Origin of the sequence: Streptomyces albus subsp. albus (assembly GCF_000725885.1) — a bacterium.
Lineage (GTDB): Bacteria > Actinomycetota > Actinomycetes > Streptomycetales > Streptomycetaceae > Streptomyces > Streptomyces albus.
Map to the genome: position 1 here is coordinate 164831 of NZ_JODR01000013.1, position 20196 is coordinate 185026.

A 20196-nucleotide genomic window follows, 5' to 3' on the forward strand; every position below is an offset into this window, starting at 1 on the left:
CGGGCCCTGCCTGCGGGGCGGGCCGCCACCCCCGGGGCCGGGGCCGGCCTTGTGCGCCTGCGCGTATGGGTGTGCGCCTTGCCTGTGGGGCCGCCCCCTGTGCCTGTACGACGCCCCGGATCGCTACCCGTCCCGGTCGCTTCCGGACGGGGACCGGGGTGGCTGCATCGCCACCCGCCCGTCGGGGGTGATGACGGCCGTCTCGCCGGTGCGCAGCCAGCCGTCGTGGAGGGCGGCCGGGCGCGGAGGCCCTCCGGCGTCGCCGGGGCCGCCCGCGCTCCCGGCCCCTCCCCCGGGGCCGCCACCCGCGCTGTCGGCGCCGCCGCCGAGGCCCCCGGGAGCGTCGGCGTTCTCCGTGCCGAACAGGGCACCGTCGCTCCCCGTGCCGAACGGGGTGCCGTCGCCCGCCGTGCCGCCGGGGGTTGCCGGGGAACCTGAGCCTCCCGGGGGCTGCACGTAGGACGCGGTGATCCAGGGGCCGCGCAGCAGGAGTTCGCCCTGGGAGCGGCCGTCCCAGGGCAGCGGCGCCTGGTCGGGGCCGAGTACGCCGTACTCGACGGAGGCGGGGAAGCGGTAGCCGGCCCCGCCGTCCGCCGCCGAGCGGGCCACGCAGGCCGGGGAGAGCGCCTCGGGGACGCCCCAGGCGGCGGCCGTGCTGAGCCCGGTGCGGCCGTCGCCCCCGTCCCGTTGGCCGAGGTCGCGCAGGGCACGCATGCGCAGCGGCCCGCCCGGCTCCTGGCCGGGCCCGCCGACGACGACGGCCTCGCGCAGCGAGGACAGGTCGCGGGGCCGGGACGCCAGTTCCGCCAGCAGCCCGTCCCAGGTGGCCGGGTCGGCGACGGCGAGGGTGGGCCGCTCCCGTTCGAGCAGTTCGGCCAGGGGCGCGGGGCGGTGATGGGCGCCGGGCAGCAGCAGGGAGGCGCCGCCCGCGAACGCGGCGTAGGGCAGCCCCCAGGCGAGCATCCGGGACATCGGCACGGCGGGCAGCACCACGTCGTGCTCGCCGATGCCGTACGCCTGCGGTGTCTGTGCCTGGAGGGCGTGCAGGTAGAGGGCGCGGTGGCTGTAGGCGATCCCGCGCGGGCCGGTGCCGGGCCCGGTGGTGTGGCAGAGCACGGCGGCGTCCCGTTCGTCGATGCGCGGCCAGTCGTGGTGCTTGCGGCGGTCGGCGATCAGCGATTCGTAGTCGTGCGTCTCGGCGCGGCAGGCCGGGCCGGTGACGACGGGCACGCTCTCGCTGCCGCCGGCGACGACGACGTGCCGCAGGTGCCCGAGGCGGGGCAGTACGGAGGCGAGCGGCGGCAGCCCGGTCGGATCGGTCAGCAGCACCCGCGCCCCGCCCGCGGTGGCGGCGGCGACCAGTTCGTCGCCGGGCAGCGAGGGGTCGAGGGTGTGCAGGACGGCGCCCATGGCGGGGACGGCGAGGTAGGCCTCCAGGTGGTCGGCGGTGTTGGCCATGAGGGTGGCGACGGTGTCGCCGGGCCGGACGCCGAACTCGTCGTGGAGGGCCCCGGCGAGCCGCGCCGCACGCGTCCCGGTCTCACGGAAGCTGCGGCGGTCGCAGTCGGCCCGGCCCGCCGTCCCCTTCCAGGTGGTCACGCGGGACGTCCCGTGTGCGAGCGCCCCGTGGGCGAGGAGCCGGGTCACGGTCAGCGGAATGTCCTGCATCGTGCTTCGCACACCGGCCTCCTCGGGCCTTGTCGCACTCGGGTCGGCGGCCGTCCTGGCGCCTGTCGCGGTCGTCGCCGGGAGGGGCCGTGCGGTGGTCGGCCGCGGACCCGTCCACGCTGATTCTTGCCGGGGGAACGCGCGGTGTCAGCGGGGCCCGGCGGCGCCGGGCGCGGACGTACCCGGCCGCCGCGCCCAGCAGTACGAGGGTGAGCAGCGCGTACGGTGCCGCGAGCGGCTGCTGCCACCAGGACAGCCGCAGGTCGAGATCGCCCGCGTGGGGAACGAGCCACAGGCTGCGGGCGGTGAAGACGACGGCCGCGCAGCCGAGGCCCACCCGGGCCAGGAGGCGGCCCCGGCCGGGCGGGCGGCCCTCCCCGGCGGGCCCGGTGAGGCCCGCCGAGCGCGCCAGTTGTGCGAGCAGCGGTACGCACCACACCCAGTGGTGCGACCAGCTGATGGGGGAGACGAGGAGCGCGACCAGGGCGGTGACCAGCAGGCCCCGGAACCCCTCGTCCGGGGTGCCGCCCAGGGAGCCGACCAGGGTGCCGTCCGCCGTGCCGGGCCGTCCGGGGCGCGGCGTCAGCCGCCGGGCCAGCCACAGCCCGGCGACGACCGCCAGCAGGGCGGGGACCAGCCACCGTGCCCCGGGTTCGGGGTCGTGCAGGAGCCGGGCGACCAGTCCTTGCAGGGACTGGTTGTCGACGATCCACGCCTTGCCGACCCGCGCCGTCTCGAACATCCTGCGGGTCCAGAAGTCCACGGTGGCGCCCGGCAGTAGGCACGCCCCCACGGCGACGCTCGCGGCGAACCCGGCCGCCGCCGTGGCCGCCGCCTTCACCCGTCCGGTGAGCAGCAGGTGGACGGCGAACAGCGCGGGCGTCAGTTTGATCCCCGCGGCCAGCCCTACGGCGAAGCCCTTGCCGCGTGCCGTGTCCGGCCGCCCCATGTCCCACAGCACGAGGCAGGCCAGGGCCAGGTTGATCTGGCCGAACAGCAGCGTCTGGAAGACCGGTTCGAGCCACAGTGCGCAGGCGGTGAGGGCGAGGACGACGGGGAGGGGCGCCGCCCTGCCGCGTACGGCGCGCAGCGACAGCCCGACCAGCAGGCCCAACAGCGCCACGTTCGCGGCGAGGAAGCCGGCCTTGGCGACGCTCAGCGGCACCAGTGCGACGGGCACGAACAGCAGCGCCGCGAGGGGCGGGTAGGTGGCGGGCAAATCCCATTCGGTGACGGTGAAGCCGTACAGATCGGTGCCGTCCAGCACCGCGCGGCCCTCGGCACGGTAGACCTGCACGTCGGCCATGGGCAGGCCCTGCACGGCGGCCAGCACGCCGAACGCCCCGACGGAGAGGGCGAGCAGACACAGCGCACCCGGCAGCGAGGTGAGGACCGTGAGAGCCGTGGGGCGCGCGGGACGGGGGATGGACGGCGCCGCTGACAGTCACCCGTGCCGACTCCTCTTGCTCGTCGCCCGGCGCGCGCCCCGCCGGCCGGTCTTCCCGCGGGTCCCGCCGGACCGTGTGTTGCCCGGACCTGGGCGACGACCCTAATGGAGGCACCCGCCGGACCGGGAAACGCCGCCGGATCGTCGACGGGCCAGGAGACGCCGCCGGACCGTCGACGGGCCGGGAAACGCCGCCGGATCGTTGACGGGCCAGGAGACGCCGCCGGATCGTCGACGGGCCGGGAGACGCCGCCGGTGCACTGCCGGACCGCGCACGGCACCGGAGCACGGCCGGACCGCGAACGGAACCGAAGCACTGCCGGACGCGAAACCGCACCGGAGCGCTCCCGGGACCGGAAAACCGCACCAGAGCACTGCCGGACCACGGAACGGCACCGGGGCACGGCCGGGGCCGGGAATCGGCGCCGGAGCACCGCCGGACCGCGGAACGGCCCGAGGCGCCGCCAGGCCGCAAACGCCGCCAGGGCACTGCCAGGGCCGCGGAACGGCACCGGAGCACCACCGGGCCCAGGAAACCGCACCGGGGCCGGGAAACCGCACCGGAGCGCTACCGGGGCCCGCGGAACGCCGCCGGGCCGCTGCTGCCCCGCCCCGGCGGCGAAAAACGTTCGCCGCGCGCCCGGCGGATGACTACAATCGCCGACTTGCCCCCTCGCCGCCCTCTCGTGGCCCCGAGGTGCCCGCCGCACGGAAACCGGCCGGGCCGTTCCGTACCCCTGTAGGTCCGCACAGTCCGACGCCGTGTGCTGCCCGCCTGCCGGAAGGGCACCGCCACGCGGCCGTACCGGTGTGCTCATGCCCTCCCGGAGGAGCCTGGTGAGCGTCCCACCCGCGTCCGCAGCGCCCGACGACAACGACCCGCTGGCCCGCGAACGGGCCCATCTGGCCGCCTCCCGCGCCGCGCTCCGCGCCATGCGCGCCGACGCGGAGGCGCTCGACATCCGCGACGTGGCCGCGAACTGGGTCAACGCCGAGGTGCTGGCCTCCGGGATCGAGGCCCGGATCGCCTCGCTCGCCGACCTGGCCGACGCCCCCTTGTTCTTCGGCCGGCTCGACTACGGGCACCCGGTCGGTGCCCCCGAGGCGGAGGAGGACGACACCACCGGCCGCCTCTTCTACATCGGCCGCCGGCACGTGCACGACGCCGACGGCAACCCGATGGTCGTGGACTGGCGCGCCCCCGTCTCGCAGCCGTTCTACCGCGCCTCCAAGAAGGACCCGCAGGACGTGCTGCTGCGCCGCCGGTTCGGCTACACCGGTGGGCAGCTGACCGCCTACGAGGACGAGCACCTGAGCGACCCGCACGAGGCGGAACGCGCCAGCGCGCTGCTCCAGGCCGAGATCGAACGCCCCCGCGTGGGCCCCATGCGGGACATCGTCGCGACGATCCAGCCCGAGCAGGACGCCATCGTGCGCGCGGGGCTGGAGGGCACCGTGTGCGTGCAGGGCGCGCCGGGCACCGGAAAGACGGCCGTGGGCCTCCACCGGGTCGCGTACCTGCTGTACGCGCACCGCGAGCGGCTCACCCGTACGGGTGTCCTCGTCGTCGGCCCCAACGACTCCTTCCTGCGCTACATCCAGCAGGTGCTGCCCGCCCTGGGCGAGGTGGAGGTCGGCCAGACGACGGTGGAGGGCCTGGTGGCCCGGCCCGACGTCCCGGTACGCGGCACCGACTCGCCCCGGGCCGCCCTCGTCAAGGGCGACGCCCGCATGGCGCGGGTGCTGCGCCGCGCGGTGCGCGCCGGGGTGCGCCCGCTGCCCGACGAACCGCTGGTGGTGGTGCGCGGATCGCGGCGCTGGCGGGTACCGGCCTGGGAGATCGAGGAGCTGGTGCGCGAACTGCTGGACCGCGACATGCGCTACGGCGCCGCCCGCGAGGCCCTGCCGCAGCGGATCGCGCACGCGGTGCTGGTCCGCATGGAACAGGCCGGGGAGGCGCCCGACGACCGCGTGCAGGACGCGGTGGCCCGCAGCGCGCCCGTCAAGGCGGTGGTGAAGCAGGTGTGGCCCGCCGTCGATCCGGCCAAGCTCGTCCTGCGGCTGCTGTCCGACCCCGCGTTCCTGGCCGAGCACGCCGAGGGGCTGCTCGACGAGGACGAACAGCGGGCGATCCTGTGGGAGAAGCCGCCGCGCGGGGTGCGCTCCGCCAAGTGGTCCCCCGCCGACGCCGTCCTGGTGGACGAGGCCGCCGACCTGGTGCAGCGCACCCCCTCCCTGGGCCATGTGGTGCTGGACGAGGCGCAGGACCTGTCCGCCATGCAGTACCGGGCGGTGGGGCGGCGCTGTTCGACCGGGTCGGCGACGGTGCTGGGCGACCTGGCGCAGGGCACCACCCCGTGGGCCACCGAGAGCTGGGCGGCGGCGCTGGAGCACCTGGGCAAACCGCAGGCCGGCGTGGAGGAGCTGACCGAGGGCTTCCGCGTGCCGCGCGAGGTGATCGCCTACGCCTCGCGGCTGCTGCCGTCGATCGCCCCCGGGCTGGCGCCGGCGACCTCGGTGCGCGAGTCCCCGGGCGACTTCACCGTGCGGCAGGCCGACGGCGCCTCGGACCAGGAGCCGGACCGCACGGTGGTGGCCGCCTGCCGCCGTGCGCTGGAGCGGGAGGGGTCGATCGGGCTGATCGCCGCCGATTCGCGGATCGGCGCGCTGACGGCCGCACTCGGCGAGGCGGGGCTGCCGTTCCTCACCCCCGGTGACGAGACCAGCGCCGAGGTGCGGCTGACGCTGGTGCCGGCCACGCTGGCCAAGGGCCTGGAGTACGACCACGTGGTGCTCGACGAGCCCGCCGCGATCGTCGCGGACGAACCGGACGAACGCACCGGGCTGCGGCGGCTGTACGTGGCACTGACGCGGGCGGTCTCCGGGCTCGCCGTGGTGCACGCCCGGCCGCTTCCGGCGGCGCTGGCCACCGGCCGGGAGGCGGCGCCGTCCACAGCGTTGACGGGGCAGTCGGCGTGAGGTCGTAACGTAGCCGTAACGTAGACGTTTGTCCGCTCACGTCCGAGCACGCCAGGAGTCGCGCCGTGCACCATCTTTCCTACGGGGATGTCAAAACCGCCGCCGATCGGGTCGCCGACGGCATTCGTCCGGTCGCGGTCGTGCGCGCGGACGCGGGCGAGGGTGCCGGGGCCGCCGGCAGCACCGGCGCGTACGAGCTGTACTTCGCCCTGGAGTTCATGCAGCACACCGGCAGCTTCAAGGCGCGCGGCGCGCTCAACTTCCTCGTCGCCCACCGCGAGCGGGGCGAACTGCCCGAGGCGGGCGTCACGATCGCCTCGGGCGGCAACGCCGGCCTGGCCTGCGCCTGGGCGGCCCGCGGCCTGGGCGTGCCCGCCACCGTCTTCCTGCCGGAGACGGCCCCGCAGCTGAAGGTGGACCGGCTGCGCGGGTACGGGGCCGAGGTGCGGCTCGTGGGCACCGAGTACGCGGAAGCCGCCGCGGCCTGCGAGGCGTTCGCCGCCGAGACCGGCGCGCTGGCCTCCCACGCCTACGACCACCCGCTCATCGCGGCCGGCGCGGGCACGCTGGTCGAGGAGATCCGCTCCCAGGTGCCGCTGGTGGACACCGTGGTGGTGGCGGCCGGCGGCGGCGGGCTGTTCGCCGGGGTCGCCGCCGCGGCCCAGCACCACGGCATCCGCGTCGTCGCCGTCGAACCGGAACGCTGCCGGGCGCTGAACGCGGCGCTGGAGGCCGGCCGCGTCGTGGACGTCGAGATCGACTCCGTGGCCGCCGACTCGCTGGGCGCCCGCCGGGCCACCCCCATGGCCCTCACCGCCGTCGGACACCGCAACATGCGCTCGGTGGTGGTGCCCGACACCGCCGTGACGGCGGCCCGGCACGGTCTGTGGGAGCACTACCGGCTGGCCGTGGAGAACGCCGCGGGCACAGCCGTCGCCGGTGTCGCGGGCGTCGCCGGATGCAGCACCGGCAGCGCCCCGTACGTACCCTCGCCCGGTGAACGCGTCGTCGTGGTGCTGTGCGGCGCCAACGCCGACCCGGCCGAACCGGCCCAGCCCGCGGAAGGCCGCTGACGATGAGACAACTGCGGCTGACCGACGCCTGGATACGCTGGGCCGACATACCCGGCTCGACCGACTCGGTGCGGGTCTTCCTGCACGGCCTGTGCGCCGCCTCGACCTTCGACTACTCGGAGATCGCCGTCCACCCGGCGCTGCGCACCACCGGCCATCGCTCCCTGCTCATAGACCTGTTCGGCTTCGGCTACAGCGACCGTCCCCGGGACTTCGGCTACACCCTGACCGAGCACGCCGACGCGGTCGCCGCCGTACTGGACGCCGAACACGTCCGCGGCGCCGAGCTCGTCGGCCACTCCATGGGCGGGGCCGTCGCGCTGGTGCTGGCCGCCCGCCGCCCCGAACTGGTCGGCTCGCTCACCCTCGCCGAGGCCAACCTGCGTACCGGCGGCGGCGCCTGGAGCCGCAGGATCGCGGAGTGGGAGGAGGACGCGTTCGTCGCCCGGGGCCTGGCCACCTTCACCTCCGCCGAGGACGACCCCGCCTATCTGACCACCCTGCGGGCCGCGGCACCGCACGCCCTGTACCGCAGCGCCGTCTCCCTGGTGCGGGCCGGCACCGCGGAACTCGGCGGTTTCCTCGCCGAGTTCCCCGGCCGCAAGGCGTTCCTGGTCGGCGCGGACAGCCGCCCCTACGACGAAGAGGCCGACGCCCTCGCCGCGGGCGCCCGCATCCTCACCGTCCCCGACGCCGGACACCCGATGCCCACCCAGAACCCGGCGGGGTACGCCATGGCCGTCGCGGAGGCGTCCTTGCTGTGACGGGCGGGGGCGCCGCGCCCTGGTATCGGGGAGCCGCCCTGCTGGTGCGGCCCCTGTTAGTGGGGGGCCGCCTGCGGGCGCGTCCCCTGTTGAGGGGCGCCGCCTACTGGCGCGGCCCCTGCTGGAGGGAGTGCCCCCAACCGGCGCGCCCTCTGCTGGCGCGCCCTCTGCTGGCGGGGCTGGCGGGGCGCCGTTTGCGGGTGCGTCCCCTGCTGGAGGGGCGCCGCTTGCGGGTGCGCCCTCTGTTGGTGGGGGCCCTCTGCTGGTGCGTTCCCTATTGGAGGGGCGCCGCCCTACTGGCGGGGCCGCCGCCCTGCTGGCGCGCCCTCTGCTGGAGGGGGCCGCCTGCGGGTGCGTCCCTGTTGGCGGGGGCGCCGCCTGCGGGTGCGTCCCCTGCTGGAGGGCACCCCCCTGCTGGCGGGGCGCCTGCTGGAGGGGTGCCGCCTGCTGGCGCGGCCCCTGCTGGAGGGAATGCCTCCAACCGGCGCGCCCTCTGCTGGCGGGGCGCCGCCTGTGGGTGCCTCCCCTGCTGGAGTGCGCCCTCTGCTGGCGGGGCGCCGCCCTGCTGGCGCGTCCTCTGTTGGTGGAGGGCCGCCTGCGGGTGCGTCCCCTGCTGGAGGGGGCGCCGCCTGCCGGTGCGTCCCCTGTTGGAGGGCACCCCCCTGCTGGCGCGTCCCCTGTTGAGGAGCGCCGCCCCGGCAGCCGGCTGGGCGGGAGGGCCTGGCCCTCGCGTCCGGTGCCCGGCGGCGGGGTGAGGGCCGGCGCCCGCCCACACGCGGACGTCGCCTGCCGTGGGGTTCGTGCGAAGCTGCCCGCATGTTGATCCTCCGCTCCGTCGCCCTGTTCGCCGTGGCCGCGTTGTTCGAGATCGGCGGCGCCTGGCTGGTCTGGCAGGGCGTGCGCGAGAACCGCGGCTGGCTGTGGGCGGCCGGCGGTGTCCTGGCGCTCGGCGCCTACGGCTTCGTCGCCACTTTCCAGCCCGACGCCCACTTCGGCCGCGTCCTCGCCGCGTACGGCGGGATCTTCGTGGCCGGTTCGCTGCTGTGGGGCGTGGTCGCGGACGGCTACCGTCCCGACCGCTGGGACATCGCGGGCGCCCTGGTCTGTCTGGCAGGCATGGCCCTGATCATGTACGCCCCGCGGGGCGACTGACGCCCGCCCTCCGGTCTCGGGCCGGGGGTTATGCCACCGCCGGGTGCGGGGGAAGAGCCGCGGCCCCTCCCCCACGCCCGGCGGCGTCAGTCCTGGGGAGCGTCCAGGAGGCGGCGCCAGGTGCGGACCGCTTCGGAGCTGACCGGGCCGGCCCAGCCGTGGGGGCGGGCGGCGCCCCCGATGTGGAAGGCCGTGATGCCGGCCCGCCGCAGCTCGGGCACGTGGGCAAGGGCGAGACCGCCGCCGACCAGGAGCCGGGGCGCGTACCCGGGCTCCCCCGCCGCGCTGCGGGCGGCTTCCGCGAGGAGGACGTCACGGCCGTCGGCGACGCCGTCGGCGGACCCGGCGGTCAGATAGGCGTCGAGGCCGGGCGCGTCGGCCAGGTGTTTGCGGAGGGCGTCGCGGTCCGCGGCACGGTCGATCGCGCGGTGGAACGTCCACGGGCAGCCGGGCACGGCACCCGTCACCGCTTCGACGGCGCGCAGGTCCACCTGGCCGGCGTCGTCGAGGAATCCGAGGACGAACTCCTCGGCGCCCTCCGCCCGCAGTGCGCGGGCCCGTTCGCACAGCGCCTCGATCCCGGCGTCGCCCCCGGCGTGGAAGCCGTCGGTGAGTCGCAGCATCACCCGAAGGGGGACGCCGACCGCCGCACGGATGGCGGCGACGGTCTCCCGGGAGGGGCTGAGCCCGTCGGCGGCGATGTCGGCGACCACCTCAAGACGGTCGGCCCCTCCGGCCTCCGCGGCGGCAGCGTCCTCCGCGTCGAGCGCGATCACCTCAAGGATTGGTCTAGACATATCGCACAGACTGCCATACGCCGTGCGGTGCTGGAAGACGCCGATCACCTCGGACCACAATCAGGGGATGGCGACGGAACCACACGGCGGCACCCCCGCCGACGACACCGGGGCGCACCGGCCTCACGACGCGGCGCACCAGGACCTTCTCGCGCGGTGGCACACCACCCTGCTCGCCGCCCGCGAGGGCGCCGAGGGCCCCGACCCCGCCCCCTACGGCCGGGCCCTGCTCGACCGGTGGGCCGAGCCCCACCGCCGCTACCACGGGACGGACCACCTGCGCGCGGTCCTCGACCACGTGGACGAACTGGCCGCACATCTGCCCGGGCCCGCCACCACGAACGGCCCGGCAGACGGCCCGACGAACGGCCTGGCGCACGGCCCGACGGACGGTCCGGCAGACCGCCCGGCGAACGGCCCGGCAGACGGCCCGACGGACCGTCCGGCAGACGGTCCGACTGACGGCCCGGAGGCCGTCGCGCAGGCCGTCCCGGGCAACGGCCGGGGCCTCGATCCGGCCGCCGTCCGTCTCGCCGCCTGGTTCCACGACGCCGTCTACCGCCCCGACCGCAGCGAGAACGAGGAACGCAGCGCGCGGCTCGCCGAACGCGCCCTGACCGAGGCGGGCGTCCCCGCAGCGCGGGTGGCGGAAGTGGCGCGGCTCGTCCGGCTGACCGTCACCCACGACCCGGCCGACGACGACCTGAACGGCGCGGTCCTGTGCGACGCCGACCTCGCGGTCCTCGCCGGCACCCCCGAGCAGTACGCGCACTACGCCGCGGAGATCCGCCAGGAGTACGCGTTCGTCCCGGACGACGCCTTCCGCGACGGCCGCTCCGCCGTACTGCGCCAACTCCTCGGACTGCCCCGCCTCTTCCGCACCGCCCACGCCCGCACCCGCTGGGAAGCGCAGGCCCGGCACAACCTGACGACGGAACTGGCCCTGCTGTCCACGGGATGAGACCCCGCCGACCACCGGGAATGAAGCCGTGCGGAGCGAGGTTGTGGACGGCATGCCTGCCGATCTCGTGACCGACAAGCCGTCTGCCGTACGTGTTCCGCTTTCTGTCTATATATTGGGACTCTCCGTCTTCGCTCTCGGGACCTCCGAGTTCATGCTGTCGGGGATCCTCCAGCCACTCGCCCGCGATCTGGGGGTCTCCATCCCCAAGGCCGGGCTGCTGGTCTCAGCATTCGCTGTCGGAATGGTGGTGGGCGCGCCCGTCCTGGCCGCCGCCACCCTGCGGCTGCCGCGCCGCACGACGCTGATCGGGCTGCTCGCCGTCTTCATGCTCGGCCAGGTGGCCGGAGCACTCGCCCCCAACTACGAGGTGCTCTTCGCCTCCCGCGTCGTGAGCGCGCTGGCGTGCGCCGGTTTCTGGGCGGTGGGCGCGGCCGTAGCCGTCTCCCTCGTACCGGAGAACGCCCGGGCGCGCGCCATGGCGATCATGGTGGGCGGGCTGAGCATCGCCAACATCGCCGGGGTGCCCGCCGGTTCGTTCCTCGGCCAGCAGGCCGGCTGGCGCTCCGCCTTCTGGGCGGTGGCCGCGCTGGCCGCCGTCGGGCTGGTCGGCATCCTGGCGCTGGTGCCGCGCACCGCCGTGCCGACGGGCGCCGACGCGCCCAACCTCCGCCGCGAACTGCGGATCTACCGCAACAAGCAGGTGTGGCTCGCGCTGGTGACGATCGCCCTGAACGCGGGTGCCGTCTTCGCGCTCTTCTCCTATCTGGCGCCGCTGCTCACCGACGTGGCCGGGCTGCCCGAGAGCTGGGTGCCCAGTGTGCTGGCGCTGTTCGGCGTCGGCGGGCTGGTCGGCACGGTCATCGGCGGCCGGATCGCCGACAACCACCTGTTCGGCACCATGTACGGCGGTATCGCCGCGTCGACGGCCGTACTGGCGCTGCTGGCCCTCCTCGCCGAGTACCGGTTCGCGGCGATCGCCCTCGCGCTGATGCTCGGGGTGACGGCGTTCACCACGGCGCCCGCCCTCAACGCCCGGATGTTCAACGCCGCCAACGCGGCTCCCACGCTGGCCGGGGCGACGACCACCGCCTCCTTCAACATCGGCAACACCGTCGGCCCCTGGCTGGGCGGTCTGGCCATCTCCGCCGGCTGGGGCTACCAGGCCGTGGCCTGGGTCGGCGCCGCGATGGCCGCCGCCGGCGTGGCGGCGACGGCTCTCTCCGCCCGCGTCCACGCCCGCTCCCGCATCGTCGCCTCCTCCCGTTCCCCGGAGCGCGAGTACGCCGACGCCTGACCGCCGACGCCTGACCGATACGTGACCGACACCGGCCGGAACCAGGGGCGGGGCCGCGCCCAGCCCCTGGCCCGGCCCCGCCCCTTCCGGAACACCCCCGGCGATCGGCGCCGGGACCGGCTTCGGACCAGGCTCGCAACCGGCCTCCGGCACCTGCCCCGCTCCCAGTGGCCGGAAGGCCGGCCTCCGGCACCTGCCCCGTTCCCTGCGGCCGGAGGGCCGGCGTCCGACCGGCTCCCCCCGCCTCGCGGGCCGGGCCCGCACAGTCCCCCACCGGGGAACAGGTCGGCCCGGTCCCTCCCGGCGTCGGTGCCGGGGCCCATGCCGGTGGCCGGTGCCGGTGCCCGTGCCGGCGACAGCGGCCGGCCGGTGCAGGGCCGGGGGCAGCACCGTCCCAGCCCCGCCCATCCGCAGACCCCGACATCAGCGCCGGAAAGAGCCGGGCCCGAAGGGGGAGTGGGGCCGGGCCCTCACCGGGGCCCGGTTCCAGTGGGGTGCGGTCATCGTTTGCGGCGGCGGAGGCCGGCGGCGGTCAGCCGGTGGAGGAGTTCCTTGGAGCCGACCTCGACCGCTCCGGCCCGGACCGCGGCGTCGTACTGGGTGGACGGTATGTCGTAGTGGTCCCGGTCGAAGGCGCGGCGCGGGAAGCCGGCCGCCGCCGCGAAGGCGTGCAGTTCCTCGTACGAGGTGTCGCTCACCAGGTGGGACCACATCCGGCCGTGCCCCGGCCAGATCGGCGGGTCGATGTAGACGGTCATCGCCGCCACCGTCCCGGCCACGCCCCACGGCCGTACGCATCCCCCCGGCAGCCACCCGTGGCGGCCCTGCCTGCGCAGGTGGCCCTCGGTGAGGCGCCCGTACGCGTCCGCCGCGCCGGCGCTCGCCCCGGGAGCGGGCCGACGAGAGGGCACGGGAGCGTCACAGCTTGCTGCCCAGGTAGCCCACCCGGGCGACGACGGTGGAGGTCTTCCCGCACACCCAGTGGGGGTCTTCGCCGAGTTCGGGTTCGACCTCCAGCGCGTGGAGGTCGGAGCCCACGCACACAGGGCAGACGGGCCAGCGGCCGTACCGTTCCAGCAGCGCGTCCTGGACGTCCTGGGCGACCAGGCCCTGCACGAAGGCGACGCCTTCGGGCCACTGGCCCACCCACCAGCGGCGGTGGGTGACCGATTCCTCGACGAGCGAGACGATGTCGGCCCGGGCCACGTCGCTCGCCTCCAGATCGGCGAGGACGAGTGCACGGGCTGCGTGCAGAGCGCGTTCGAGTCCGTCCTGGCGGGCGCCGTCGCCCGGCGGCCCCGAACCGGATGCGGAGTCCTTCGGTTCCATACCTCCATTGCACCACTGCGGCCCCGTCCGGCTCAGGGATCACCGTGGGCCCGCTCCCGACCGGCGGGCCGCCAACTGCCGCAGCACCCATTGACGGGCGGGCGATTCGAAAATATCTTCCACCCGTGAGCAGCGATGTGAAGGAAAGTTTCGCCTTCCGCTCGGAGGGCCGCGCGGAAAGCCGCCCGGAGCCCCGTCCCGCCCCGGCGCCGGTCACCGGTCCCCGGCCGCCGGCCCCGCGCGCGGCGGAACCGGCCCGCCCCGGGCCCACCGCACTGGCCGCCAAGGTCCGCACCATGGCGCCCTCGATGACACGTTCCATGCAGCGCGTGGCGGAGGCGGTGGCCAGCGACCCGGCGGGGTGCGCACAGCTGACCGTCACAGGGCTGGCGGAACGCACCGGCACCAGTGAGGCGACGGTCGTGCGCACCTCGCGGCTGCTGGGGTATCCCGGATACCGGGACCTGCGACTGGCGCTGGCGGGGCTGGCCGCCCAGCAGGAGTCGGGGGCGGCACCGGCGGTCACGGCCGACATCGCCGTGGACGACCCGATGACCGATGTGGTGGCCAAGCTGGCCCTCGACGAACAGCAGACGCTCGCCGACACCGCCGCCGCGCTGGACGTCGCCCAGGTCGAGGCCGCGGTCTCCGCGATGGTGGCGGCCCGCCGCATCGACGTGTACGGCGTGGGCGCCTCGGGGCTGGTGAGCCAGGACCTGGCGCAGAAGCTGCTGCGCATCGGCATGGTGGCGCACAGCCATGTGGATCCGCATCTGGCGGTCACCAACGCGGTGCAGATGCGGGCGGGGGACGTGGCCGTCGCCATCACCCATTCGGGGCGGACCGTGGATGTCATCGAGCCGCTGCGGGTCGCCTTCGACCGGGGTGCGACCACCATCGCGGTCACCGGCCGTCCGGACGGTGAGGTCGCCCAGTACGCCGACCATGTGTTGACGACCTCCACGGCGCGCGAGAGCGAGCTGCGCCCGGCCGCCATGTCCAGCCGGACGAGCCAACTGCTCGTCGTGGACTGTCTGTTCATAGGTGTGGCCCAGCGGACGTACGAGACGGCGGCTCCCGCGCTGTCCGCCTCGTACGAGGCGCTGGCGCACCGCCACTCCCCACGGCCGCGGGGACGCTGACGGCGGCGCCGGGGGCCGCTTCCCGCGCCCCCTGACGGCACCGCCCGAGCGCCACCGCGGGCCACGGGCCCGCGGAGCACCCCGCACACCGCGAAGGCCGCCAGGGCCATGAGCACCCCGACGACCGCCACGACCCCCGACCGAAGCCACAGGAAGTCGTCCCCGTATGACCACGTCACAGTCCGCCACCTCCCTCGGATCCGAGCCCGGCCCGTCCCGTCACGACGAGCTGCGTCATCAGTTGGACACACTCACGACCGAAGCGTTTCGCAGCGAACTCGCGGAAATCGACCGGCTGCCCACGCTGGAGATCGCCAGGATCATGAACGGCGAGGACAGCACGGTCCCCACCGCGGTGGCCGAACGGCTGCCGCAGATCGCCGCGGCGATCGACGCCATCGCCGAGCGGATGGCGCGCGGCGGCCGGCTCCTGTACGTCGGCGCTGGCACGGCCGGACGGATGGGCGTGCTGGACGCCAGCGAGTGCCCGCCCACGTTCAACACCGCTCCGGGCCAGGTCACCGGGGTGATCGCGGGCGGCCCCGACGCGATGGTGAACTCCGTGGAGGGCGCCGAGGACAGCGCCGAGGCGGCGGCGGCCGACCTGGACGCGCTCGGTCTGACGGCCGAGGACTCGGTGGTCGGCATCTCCGCGTCGGGACGCACCCCCTACGCGGTGGGCGCGGTCGAGCACGCGCGGTCCCGGGGCGCCCTCACCGTCGGACTGGCCTGCAACGAGGGCTCCGCCCTGGGCGCCGCGGCCGAGCACGGCATCGAAGTCGTCGTCGGCCCCGAGCTGCTGACCGGCTCGACCCGCCTCAAGGCCGGTACGGCGCAGAAGCTCGTCCTCAACATGCTCTCGACCATCACGATGATCCGGCTGGGCAAGACCTACGGGAACCTGATGGTCGACGTACGGGCCTCGAACGAGAAGCTGCGGGCCCGCTCCCGGCGGATCGTGGCGCTGGCCACGGGCGCCCCCGACGAGGAGATCGAACGGGCGCTGGCGGCGACCGACGGCGAGGTGAAGGCCGCGATCCTCACCGTGCTGGCCGGCGTGGACGGCCCGGCGGCGCACCGGCTGCTGGCCGAGGCGCACGGCCACCTCCGCGCGGCCCTGACCGCGGCGTCCGGCCCCGGCGCGGCCGACGCCTGACCCACCCCTTCCGACCCCACCCCCTCCCGACCCCACCCCCCGTCCTCCGCACCATGGCACCACTCGAAGAAGAGCGACTGCACCATGAGCACAGACAACACAGACAACACAGACAGCAGCAAAGACCGCGCTGACCGGGGCGGCGACCCGAACCGGCGGATCGCCGAGGCGATCCTGCCGCTCGTCGGCGGCGCGGCGAACGTCACCTCCGTCACCCACTGCATGACCCGGATGCGGCTCGGCCTCGCCGACCGTTCCCTCGTCCAGGACGAGCCGCTCAAAGCGCTCCCGGACGTGCTGGGCGTGGTCGAGGACGACACGTACCAGATCGTCCTCGGCCCCGGGAAGGTCGCCCGCGTGACGCCCCAGTTCGAGGCGCTCACGCAGGAGGCGGCGGAGGCGGAGGCGCAACCGGCAGCAGCGACAGCCGCGGCCGGCGGGGACACGAAGGGGACGGACGGGGAGCCGGCCGCCGGCACCGCCGGATCCGCCACGACCGCGAAGACGGCCGACGAGCTGGCCGCCGAAGGAGCGGCGATCCGCGCGGCGCGCAAACAGAAGAACGCCACCCCGGTGAAGCTGATGCTGCGCCGGATCGCCAACATCTTCGTGCCGCTCATCCCGGCGCTGATCGGCTGCGGCATCGTCGCCGGCCTGAACGGCCTGTTCACCAACGCGGGCTGGCTGCCGGCGCTCACCCCGGCGCTGACGGCGATCGCCAGCGGCTTCATGTCGCTGATCGCGGTCTTCGTCGGGATCAACACCGCCCGGGAGTTCGGCGGTACCCCGGTGCTGGGCGGTGCGGCGGCGGCCGTGATCGTCTTCCCCGGCGTCGCGGACGTCTCCGCGTTCGGCGAGAAGCTGGCGCCGGGCCAGGGCGGTGTCCTGGGCGCGCTGTTCGCGGCGCTGCTGGCCGTGTACGTGGAGAAGGGCTGCCGGCGCGTGGTGCCCTCCGCCGTGGACGTGCTGGTCACGCCGACGGTGACGGTCCTGGTCGCCGGACTGGTGACGCTGTTCGGCCTGATGTTCGTCTGCGGCGAGATCGCCACCGGCATCGGGCACCTCGCCGACTGGCTGCTCCAGCACGGCGGTGCGGCGGCCGGGTTCCTCCTGGGCGGGCTCTTCCTCCCGCTGGTGATGCTGGGGCTGCACCAGGCGCTGATCCCGATCCACACCACGCTGATCGACCAGAGCGGCTACACCGTGCTGCTCCCGATCCTCGCCATGGCCGGTGCCGGCCAGGTCGGCGCGGCCATCGCCATCTACCTGCGGCTGCGGCGCAACACCTCGATCCGCAAGACGATCCGCTCGGCGCTGCCCGCCGGTTTCCTGGGCGTCGGCGAACCGCTCATCTACGGTGTGTCGCTGCCGCTCGGCCGTCCGTTCGTCACCGCGTGCGTGGGCGGCGCGTTCGGCGGCGGGGTCGTGGGCCTCTTCTACCAGCTGGGCACCTCGGTGGGCTCCACCGCCATCGGCCCCTCCGGCTGGGCGCTCTTCCCGCTGCTCAAGGGCAACCACGGCCTCGGCGCCATCGCCGCGATCTACGCGCTGGGGCTGGCCGCGGGCTATGTGGCCGGCTTCGTGGCCACGTACTTCTTCGGGTTCAGCAAGCAGATGCTGAACGAGCTGAACGCGGCGGCACAGGACGAGGCAGCCACCGAACCGCAGCCGTCGGCCCAGCCGCCCGCGTCCGGCGGTACCGACCCGGCCCCGGCCCCGGCGCCCGCGGGCGGCCCCGGCGGCACCCTCGCCTGACCGGGGCACCACCCCACCGCCGCCGGTTCCGGGCGGCCCGCCCCGAACGGCCCGCCCCGACGAGGGGGCGGGCCGTTCGTCCGCCCGCCGTCAGCAGCCGACCGTCGTCACCCCCTGTCCGGGTCGCCCTTGATCAGGGCGAACGGCGCACCCGCCGGGTCCTTGAGCATCGCCAGACGCCCCACCCCGGGCGCGTCCGTCGGCGGCATCAGCATCTTCGCCCCGGCACCCGTCGCCCGGGTGCACGTCGCGTCGCAGTCCTCGGTGGCGAAGTACGGATGCCACTCCGAGCCCGACCCGGCGTCCCGGTTCTGCTGCGCCAGCTGCATGATGCCGCCCTGGCCCGGGTCGTCCGGCACGCCGCCGCCCGGCGCGGAGAAGACGGTGTAGACGACGTCGTCGCCCATCGGCATGTCCTGGTAGCTCCACGAGAACACCGCCGCGTAGAACTCCTTCGCCGCTGCGGCATCCGTCGTGTACAGCTCCGTCCAGCACAGCGTCTCCGGCTCCATCACCACGTCGAGGCCGACCGTGTCCCCCGGCTGCCAGACGGCGAACCCCGCACCGGTGGGGTCCGTGAACTGGGCGAGCCGTCCGGCGGTGAACACGTCCATCGGCTCGGCCCGCACACTGCCGCCCGCCCGTTCCACGGCGGCGCGGGTGGCATCGGCGTCCCGCGTGTGGAAGTACGGCGTCCACGACGCGGCGGCCCCCTCCTCCATCAGCGGACCGACGGCCGCAACCGTCTTCCCGTCCCGCAGGAAGAAGCCGTATCCGCCGCCCTCCGGCCCGGCCGACCGGAAGTCCCAGTCGAAGACGCTGGTGTAGAAGGCGACGGCGGCATCGACGTCGGGCGCCCCCAGATCGAGCCAGTTCGGGGTACCGGGAACGAAGTTCGTGGTCAGCATGCGGTCCTCCGGCGGACGGGGATGCGGTGCGCTGTCGGCACCGGGCACCGGGACGGCAGCGGTACGGGGCGGCACCCGCGCCGCGCCCCTGGCCCGGCCCACTCAGCCAGCATGGCAGCACCCACGCACCACCGCCCCCGGAGCCGGTCCGGAGGACGGCTGCGGGGGCGGGAGCGCGGACGTACGGAGGAGGCGGAGGAGCCCGAGGAAGCCGGGCCGGAGGGCGGGCGGGGCGGCGGATGCCGGCGGCGTCATACGTCGCCGCGGCGCAGCAGCACCCGGCCGAGGCTCGCCTGCGCCACCGTCAGGCCGCGCACCAGCGGAACCATGGTGAGCAGGAAGAAGACCCCGATCGCCGTGTTGAAGAGGATGTCGGGGCCGCGGCCGGTCACGCCGTAGGCGAGGTCGAGCAGCCCGTCGTTGTCGCCACGGGGAAGCGACCAGGACCACAGCCCGTAGGTCAGGCCGCCGACCGCCCCCACGAGCCAGGTGAGCGTGAAGCAGAAGGACGCCACCCGCACCGGGAAGGCCAGCACGGCGTGCACCAGATCGCGCCAGGCCTGCGGGTCGCGCAGCGTGGCCCACCGGCCGCGCTCGGCGAACCCCGGCGCCGCGTCCCGTTCCGGCAGCGGACGGCCCGTGACGGTGGCGATGTGATCGGCCTCCACCCGGGCCAGGTACCGGGCCATCGCCAGGGTGCCGGTCAGCACCGGCAGCCCGAGGACCACCACGAGGGTGCCGACGCCGAAGGCGAGGCCGGTCACCATCAGCACGAACGCGGCGATCCCCATCGGCAGCCCGGAGAGGAGGTAGCCCACCTGCCGGCCGAAGCGCCCGCGACGGGTCTCACGGCCGTCGGAATCCGTCCGGAGGGGCAGCGGGCGCGAACCGGTCTGCGGGAGCGACGAGTGCGGCGAGTGCGTGGTCGTTGTCATGACTCCACCTTCGCCGCCCGGCGGGCCGGGCCCCAGACGGCTGGGGCCCGTATCGGAGGTGTACCTAGCACTACCCCCTGCCCGGCGCGGTCCGGCGGGTCAGCGCACGGTCACGGTCACCACGTTGGAGGGCTGGCCCGCGACCACGGTCCGGATCTGGTTGACCCCCTTGAGACCGAGCTTGACCCGCATCGTGTAGTCCAGTGAACGGTTGACGACCGACTGCCCCGGCAGCGTCTTCCATGTACCGCGCTGCTTCTGCTGGAGGAGGACGGCCGTCCCCGCCTTGATGCCGGTCACCTTCCCGTGCAGCCGGAACTGCTCCCATTGCCGCACGTCGTGCCGGTCGGCCGTGACGGTGTTGGTCTTCTGCGCGGCCGGCTCCGGCCCGGTGGTGCCGGACGCGGGCGCGGCGGTGGCGGTGACGGCCGCCGCGCCGAGCAGTCCGACGGTGACGGCACCGGCGACAGCGGTGCGGAAACGGATGGTTGCAGCCATAGTGCGCTTCCCGTTCGTGAGAGGGCGGTGACGGAGGAAGTACGTGCAAGCGGTGTGATCGGTGTGATCGCCTGCATGTCAGACATGCCCCTCCGCCGAACGGTGTATCCCTGGAACGGAGTACGAACAGAGGGACGAGACCGCCCGGACGTGACGAAGCGGGCGGGAGGGGTTTCCTCCCACCCGCTTCGGGTGTTCGCATGCGCGGTGCTGTGGTGTCGGTGCCTGTTCCGCTTAGTAGGCGGAGTCGACGTTGTCCATGGTGCCGTAGCGGTCGGCGGCGTAGTTGCAGGCCGCGACGATGTTGGCCACCGGGTCGGTGAGCTTATCGGCCG

Annotated in this window: 17 protein-coding genes and 1 pseudogene; 9 read left to right on the top strand and 9 right to left on the bottom strand. The window is 74.9% G+C overall.

The features are described from left to right. Nucleotides 1-123: 123 nt before the first annotated feature. On the bottom strand, nt 124-1647 hold the full coding sequence (locus IO40_RS33630) for an AMP-binding protein (protein WP_234336550.1): 1524 nt from the start codon (nt 1645-1647) through the stop codon (nt 124-126). Further along, nucleotides 1541-3001 (bottom strand): glycosyltransferase 87 family protein, encoded by a 1461-nt coding sequence (locus IO40_RS0116265; RefSeq protein WP_016472399.1) that lies wholly within the window; start codon nt 2999-3001, stop codon nt 1541-1543. The genes IO40_RS33630 and IO40_RS0116265 overlap by 107 nt, the downstream gene beginning before the upstream one ends. 930 nt (nt 3002-3931) lie before the next feature. On the opposite strand from IO40_RS0116265, the gene IO40_RS0116270 reads away from it, so the two are divergent. The 4 genes from IO40_RS0116270 to IO40_RS0116285 all read left to right on the top strand — a co-directional run bounded on the left by IO40_RS0116270 (nt 3932) and on the right by IO40_RS0116285 (nt 9083). Next, on the top strand, nt 3932-6094 hold the full coding sequence (locus tag IO40_RS0116270; RefSeq protein WP_041968788.1) for a HelD family protein: 2163 nt from the start codon (nt 3932-3934) through the stop codon (nt 6092-6094). Nucleotides 6095-6159: 65 nt separating this feature from the next. Continuing rightward, the gene (locus tag IO40_RS0116275) at nt 6160-7167 is read left to right on the top strand and encodes a serine/threonine dehydratase (protein WP_016472397.1); all 1008 of its coding nucleotides are present in this window, start codon (nt 6160-6162) and stop codon (nt 7165-7167) included. 2 nt (nt 7168-7169) lie between these two features. Then, nucleotides 7170-7931: an alpha/beta fold hydrolase gene (locus tag IO40_RS0116280; protein WP_031175641.1), complete on the top strand. Its 762-nt coding sequence runs from the start codon at nt 7170-7172 to the stop codon at nt 7929-7931. Nucleotides 7932-8747: 816 nt separating this feature from the next. Beyond that, on the top strand, nt 8748-9083 hold the full coding sequence (locus IO40_RS0116285; RefSeq protein ID WP_016472395.1) for a YnfA family protein: 336 nt from the start codon (nt 8748-8750) through the stop codon (nt 9081-9083). Nucleotides 9084-9169: 86 nt separating this feature from the next. Here the strand turns inward: IO40_RS0116285 and IO40_RS0116290 are convergent, their stop codons facing one another. Beyond that, a complete protein-coding gene (locus IO40_RS0116290) occupies nt 9170-9880 on the bottom strand; it encodes a copper homeostasis protein CutC (protein ID WP_031175642.1) in 711 nt (236 codons plus the stop codon). Nucleotides 9881-9947: 67 nt separating this feature from the next. Here IO40_RS0116290 and IO40_RS0116295 point away from each other — a divergent pair, with 67 nt between their 5' ends. Next, on the top strand, nt 9948-10841 hold the full coding sequence (locus tag IO40_RS0116295) for a hypothetical protein (RefSeq protein WP_031175643.1): 894 nt from the start codon (nt 9948-9950) through the stop codon (nt 10839-10841). Between the two features lie 52 nt (nt 10842-10893). Further along, entirely contained in the window at nt 10894-12138 is a 1245-nt protein-coding gene (locus tag IO40_RS0116300) for a Cmx/CmrA family chloramphenicol efflux MFS transporter (protein WP_031175644.1), read from the top strand. A gap of 500 nt (nt 12139-12638) precedes the next feature. On the opposite strand, the gene IO40_RS0116305 is transcribed toward IO40_RS0116300, so the two are convergent. Both IO40_RS0116305 and IO40_RS0116310 read right to left on the bottom strand, forming a co-directional pair. After that, a complete protein-coding gene (locus IO40_RS0116305; protein WP_016472391.1) occupies nt 12639-12896 on the bottom strand; it encodes a DUF4031 domain-containing protein in 258 nt (85 codons plus the stop codon). A 160-nt stretch (nt 12897-13056) separates the two neighbouring features. Then, nucleotides 13057-13467, bottom strand: a complete 411-nt coding sequence (locus IO40_RS0116310; protein WP_016472390.1) for a hypothetical protein — start codon at nt 13465-13467, stop codon at nt 13057-13059. 125 nt (nt 13468-13592) lie between these two features. On the opposite strand from IO40_RS0116310, the gene IO40_RS0116315 reads away from it, so the two are divergent. The 3 genes from IO40_RS0116315 to IO40_RS0116325 all read left to right on the top strand — a co-directional run bounded on the left by IO40_RS0116315 (nt 13593) and on the right by IO40_RS0116325 (nt 17520). After that, nucleotides 13593-14609, top strand: coding sequence for a MurR/RpiR family transcriptional regulator (locus tag IO40_RS0116315; protein WP_031175646.1), 1017 nt, complete (start codon nt 13593-13595; stop codon nt 14607-14609). A gap of 166 nt (nt 14610-14775) precedes the next feature. After that, nucleotides 14776-15765 carry an N-acetylmuramic acid 6-phosphate etherase gene (gene murQ, locus IO40_RS0116320; RefSeq protein WP_031175647.1) on the top strand — a complete coding sequence of 330 codons (990 nt, stop codon included), beginning with the start codon at nt 14776-14778 and terminating at the stop codon, nt 15763-15765. Nucleotides 15766-15849: 84 nt separating this feature from the next. After that, the gene (locus IO40_RS0116325) at nt 15850-17520 is read left to right on the top strand and encodes a PTS transporter subunit EIIC (protein ID WP_031175648.1); all 1671 of its coding nucleotides are present in this window, start codon (nt 15850-15852) and stop codon (nt 17518-17520) included. Nucleotides 17521-17627: 107 nt separating this feature from the next. On the opposite strand, the gene IO40_RS0116330 is transcribed toward IO40_RS0116325, so the two are convergent. From IO40_RS0116330 to IO40_RS38815, 4 genes and pseudogenes are all read right to left on the bottom strand, one after another. Continuing rightward, the gene (locus IO40_RS0116330; protein ID WP_016472386.1) at nt 17628-18428 is read right to left on the bottom strand and encodes a VOC family protein; all 801 of its coding nucleotides are present in this window, start codon (nt 18426-18428) and stop codon (nt 17628-17630) included. A gap of 251 nt (nt 18429-18679) precedes the next feature. Continuing rightward, on the bottom strand, nt 18680-19363 hold the full coding sequence (locus IO40_RS33635) for a sensor domain-containing protein (protein ID WP_016472385.1): 684 nt from the start codon (nt 19361-19363) through the stop codon (nt 18680-18682). Between the two features lie 99 nt (nt 19364-19462). Beyond that, nucleotides 19463-19861, bottom strand: a complete 399-nt coding sequence (locus IO40_RS0116340; protein WP_030406707.1) for a hypothetical protein — start codon at nt 19859-19861, stop codon at nt 19463-19465. 234 nt (nt 19862-20095) lie between these two features. Further along, nucleotides 20096-20196, bottom strand: a pseudogene (locus tag IO40_RS38815) (transglycosylase SLT domain-containing protein); the annotation flags it as partial.

Bases quoted from the DNA above. Each gene is read 5' to 3' on its own strand.
- IO40_RS0116340 (WP_030406707.1), bottom strand. From the start codon at position 19,861: ATGGCTGCAACCATCCGTTTCCGCACCGCTGTCGCCGGTGCCGTCACC.
- IO40_RS0116270 (WP_041968788.1), top strand. From the start codon at position 3,932: ATGCCCTCCCGGAGGAGCCTGGTGAGCGTCCCACCCGCGTCCGCAGCG.
- IO40_RS0116295 (WP_031175643.1), top strand. From the start codon at position 9,948: ATGGCGACGGAACCACACGGCGGCACCCCCGCCGACGACACCGGGGCG.
- IO40_RS0116280 (WP_031175641.1), top strand. From the start codon at position 7,170: ATGAGACAACTGCGGCTGACCGACGCCTGGATACGCTGGGCCGACATA.
- IO40_RS0116310 (WP_016472390.1), bottom strand. From the start codon at position 13,467: ATGGAACCGAAGGACTCCGCATCCGGTTCGGGGCCGCCGGGCGACGGC.
- IO40_RS0116330 (WP_016472386.1), bottom strand. From the start codon at position 18,428: ATGCTGACCACGAACTTCGTTCCCGGTACCCCGAACTGGCTCGATCTG.
- IO40_RS0116285 (WP_016472395.1), top strand. From the start codon at position 8,748: ATGTTGATCCTCCGCTCCGTCGCCCTGTTCGCCGTGGCCGCGTTGTTC.
- IO40_RS0116300 (WP_031175644.1), top strand. From the start codon at position 10,894: ATGCCTGCCGATCTCGTGACCGACAAGCCGTCTGCCGTACGTGTTCCG.
- murQ (WP_031175647.1), top strand. From the start codon at position 14,776: ATGACCACGTCACAGTCCGCCACCTCCCTCGGATCCGAGCCCGGCCCG.
- IO40_RS33635 (WP_016472385.1), bottom strand. From the start codon at position 19,363: ATGACAACGACCACGCACTCGCCGCACTCGTCGCTCCCGCAGACCGGT.
- IO40_RS0116305 (WP_016472391.1), bottom strand. From the start codon at position 12,896: ATGACCGTCTACATCGACCCGCCGATCTGGCCGGGGCACGGCCGGATG.
- IO40_RS0116290 (WP_031175642.1), bottom strand. From the start codon at position 9,880: ATGTCTAGACCAATCCTTGAGGTGATCGCGCTCGACGCGGAGGACGCT.
- IO40_RS0116325 (WP_031175648.1), top strand. From the start codon at position 15,850: ATGAGCACAGACAACACAGACAACACAGACAGCAGCAAAGACCGCGCT.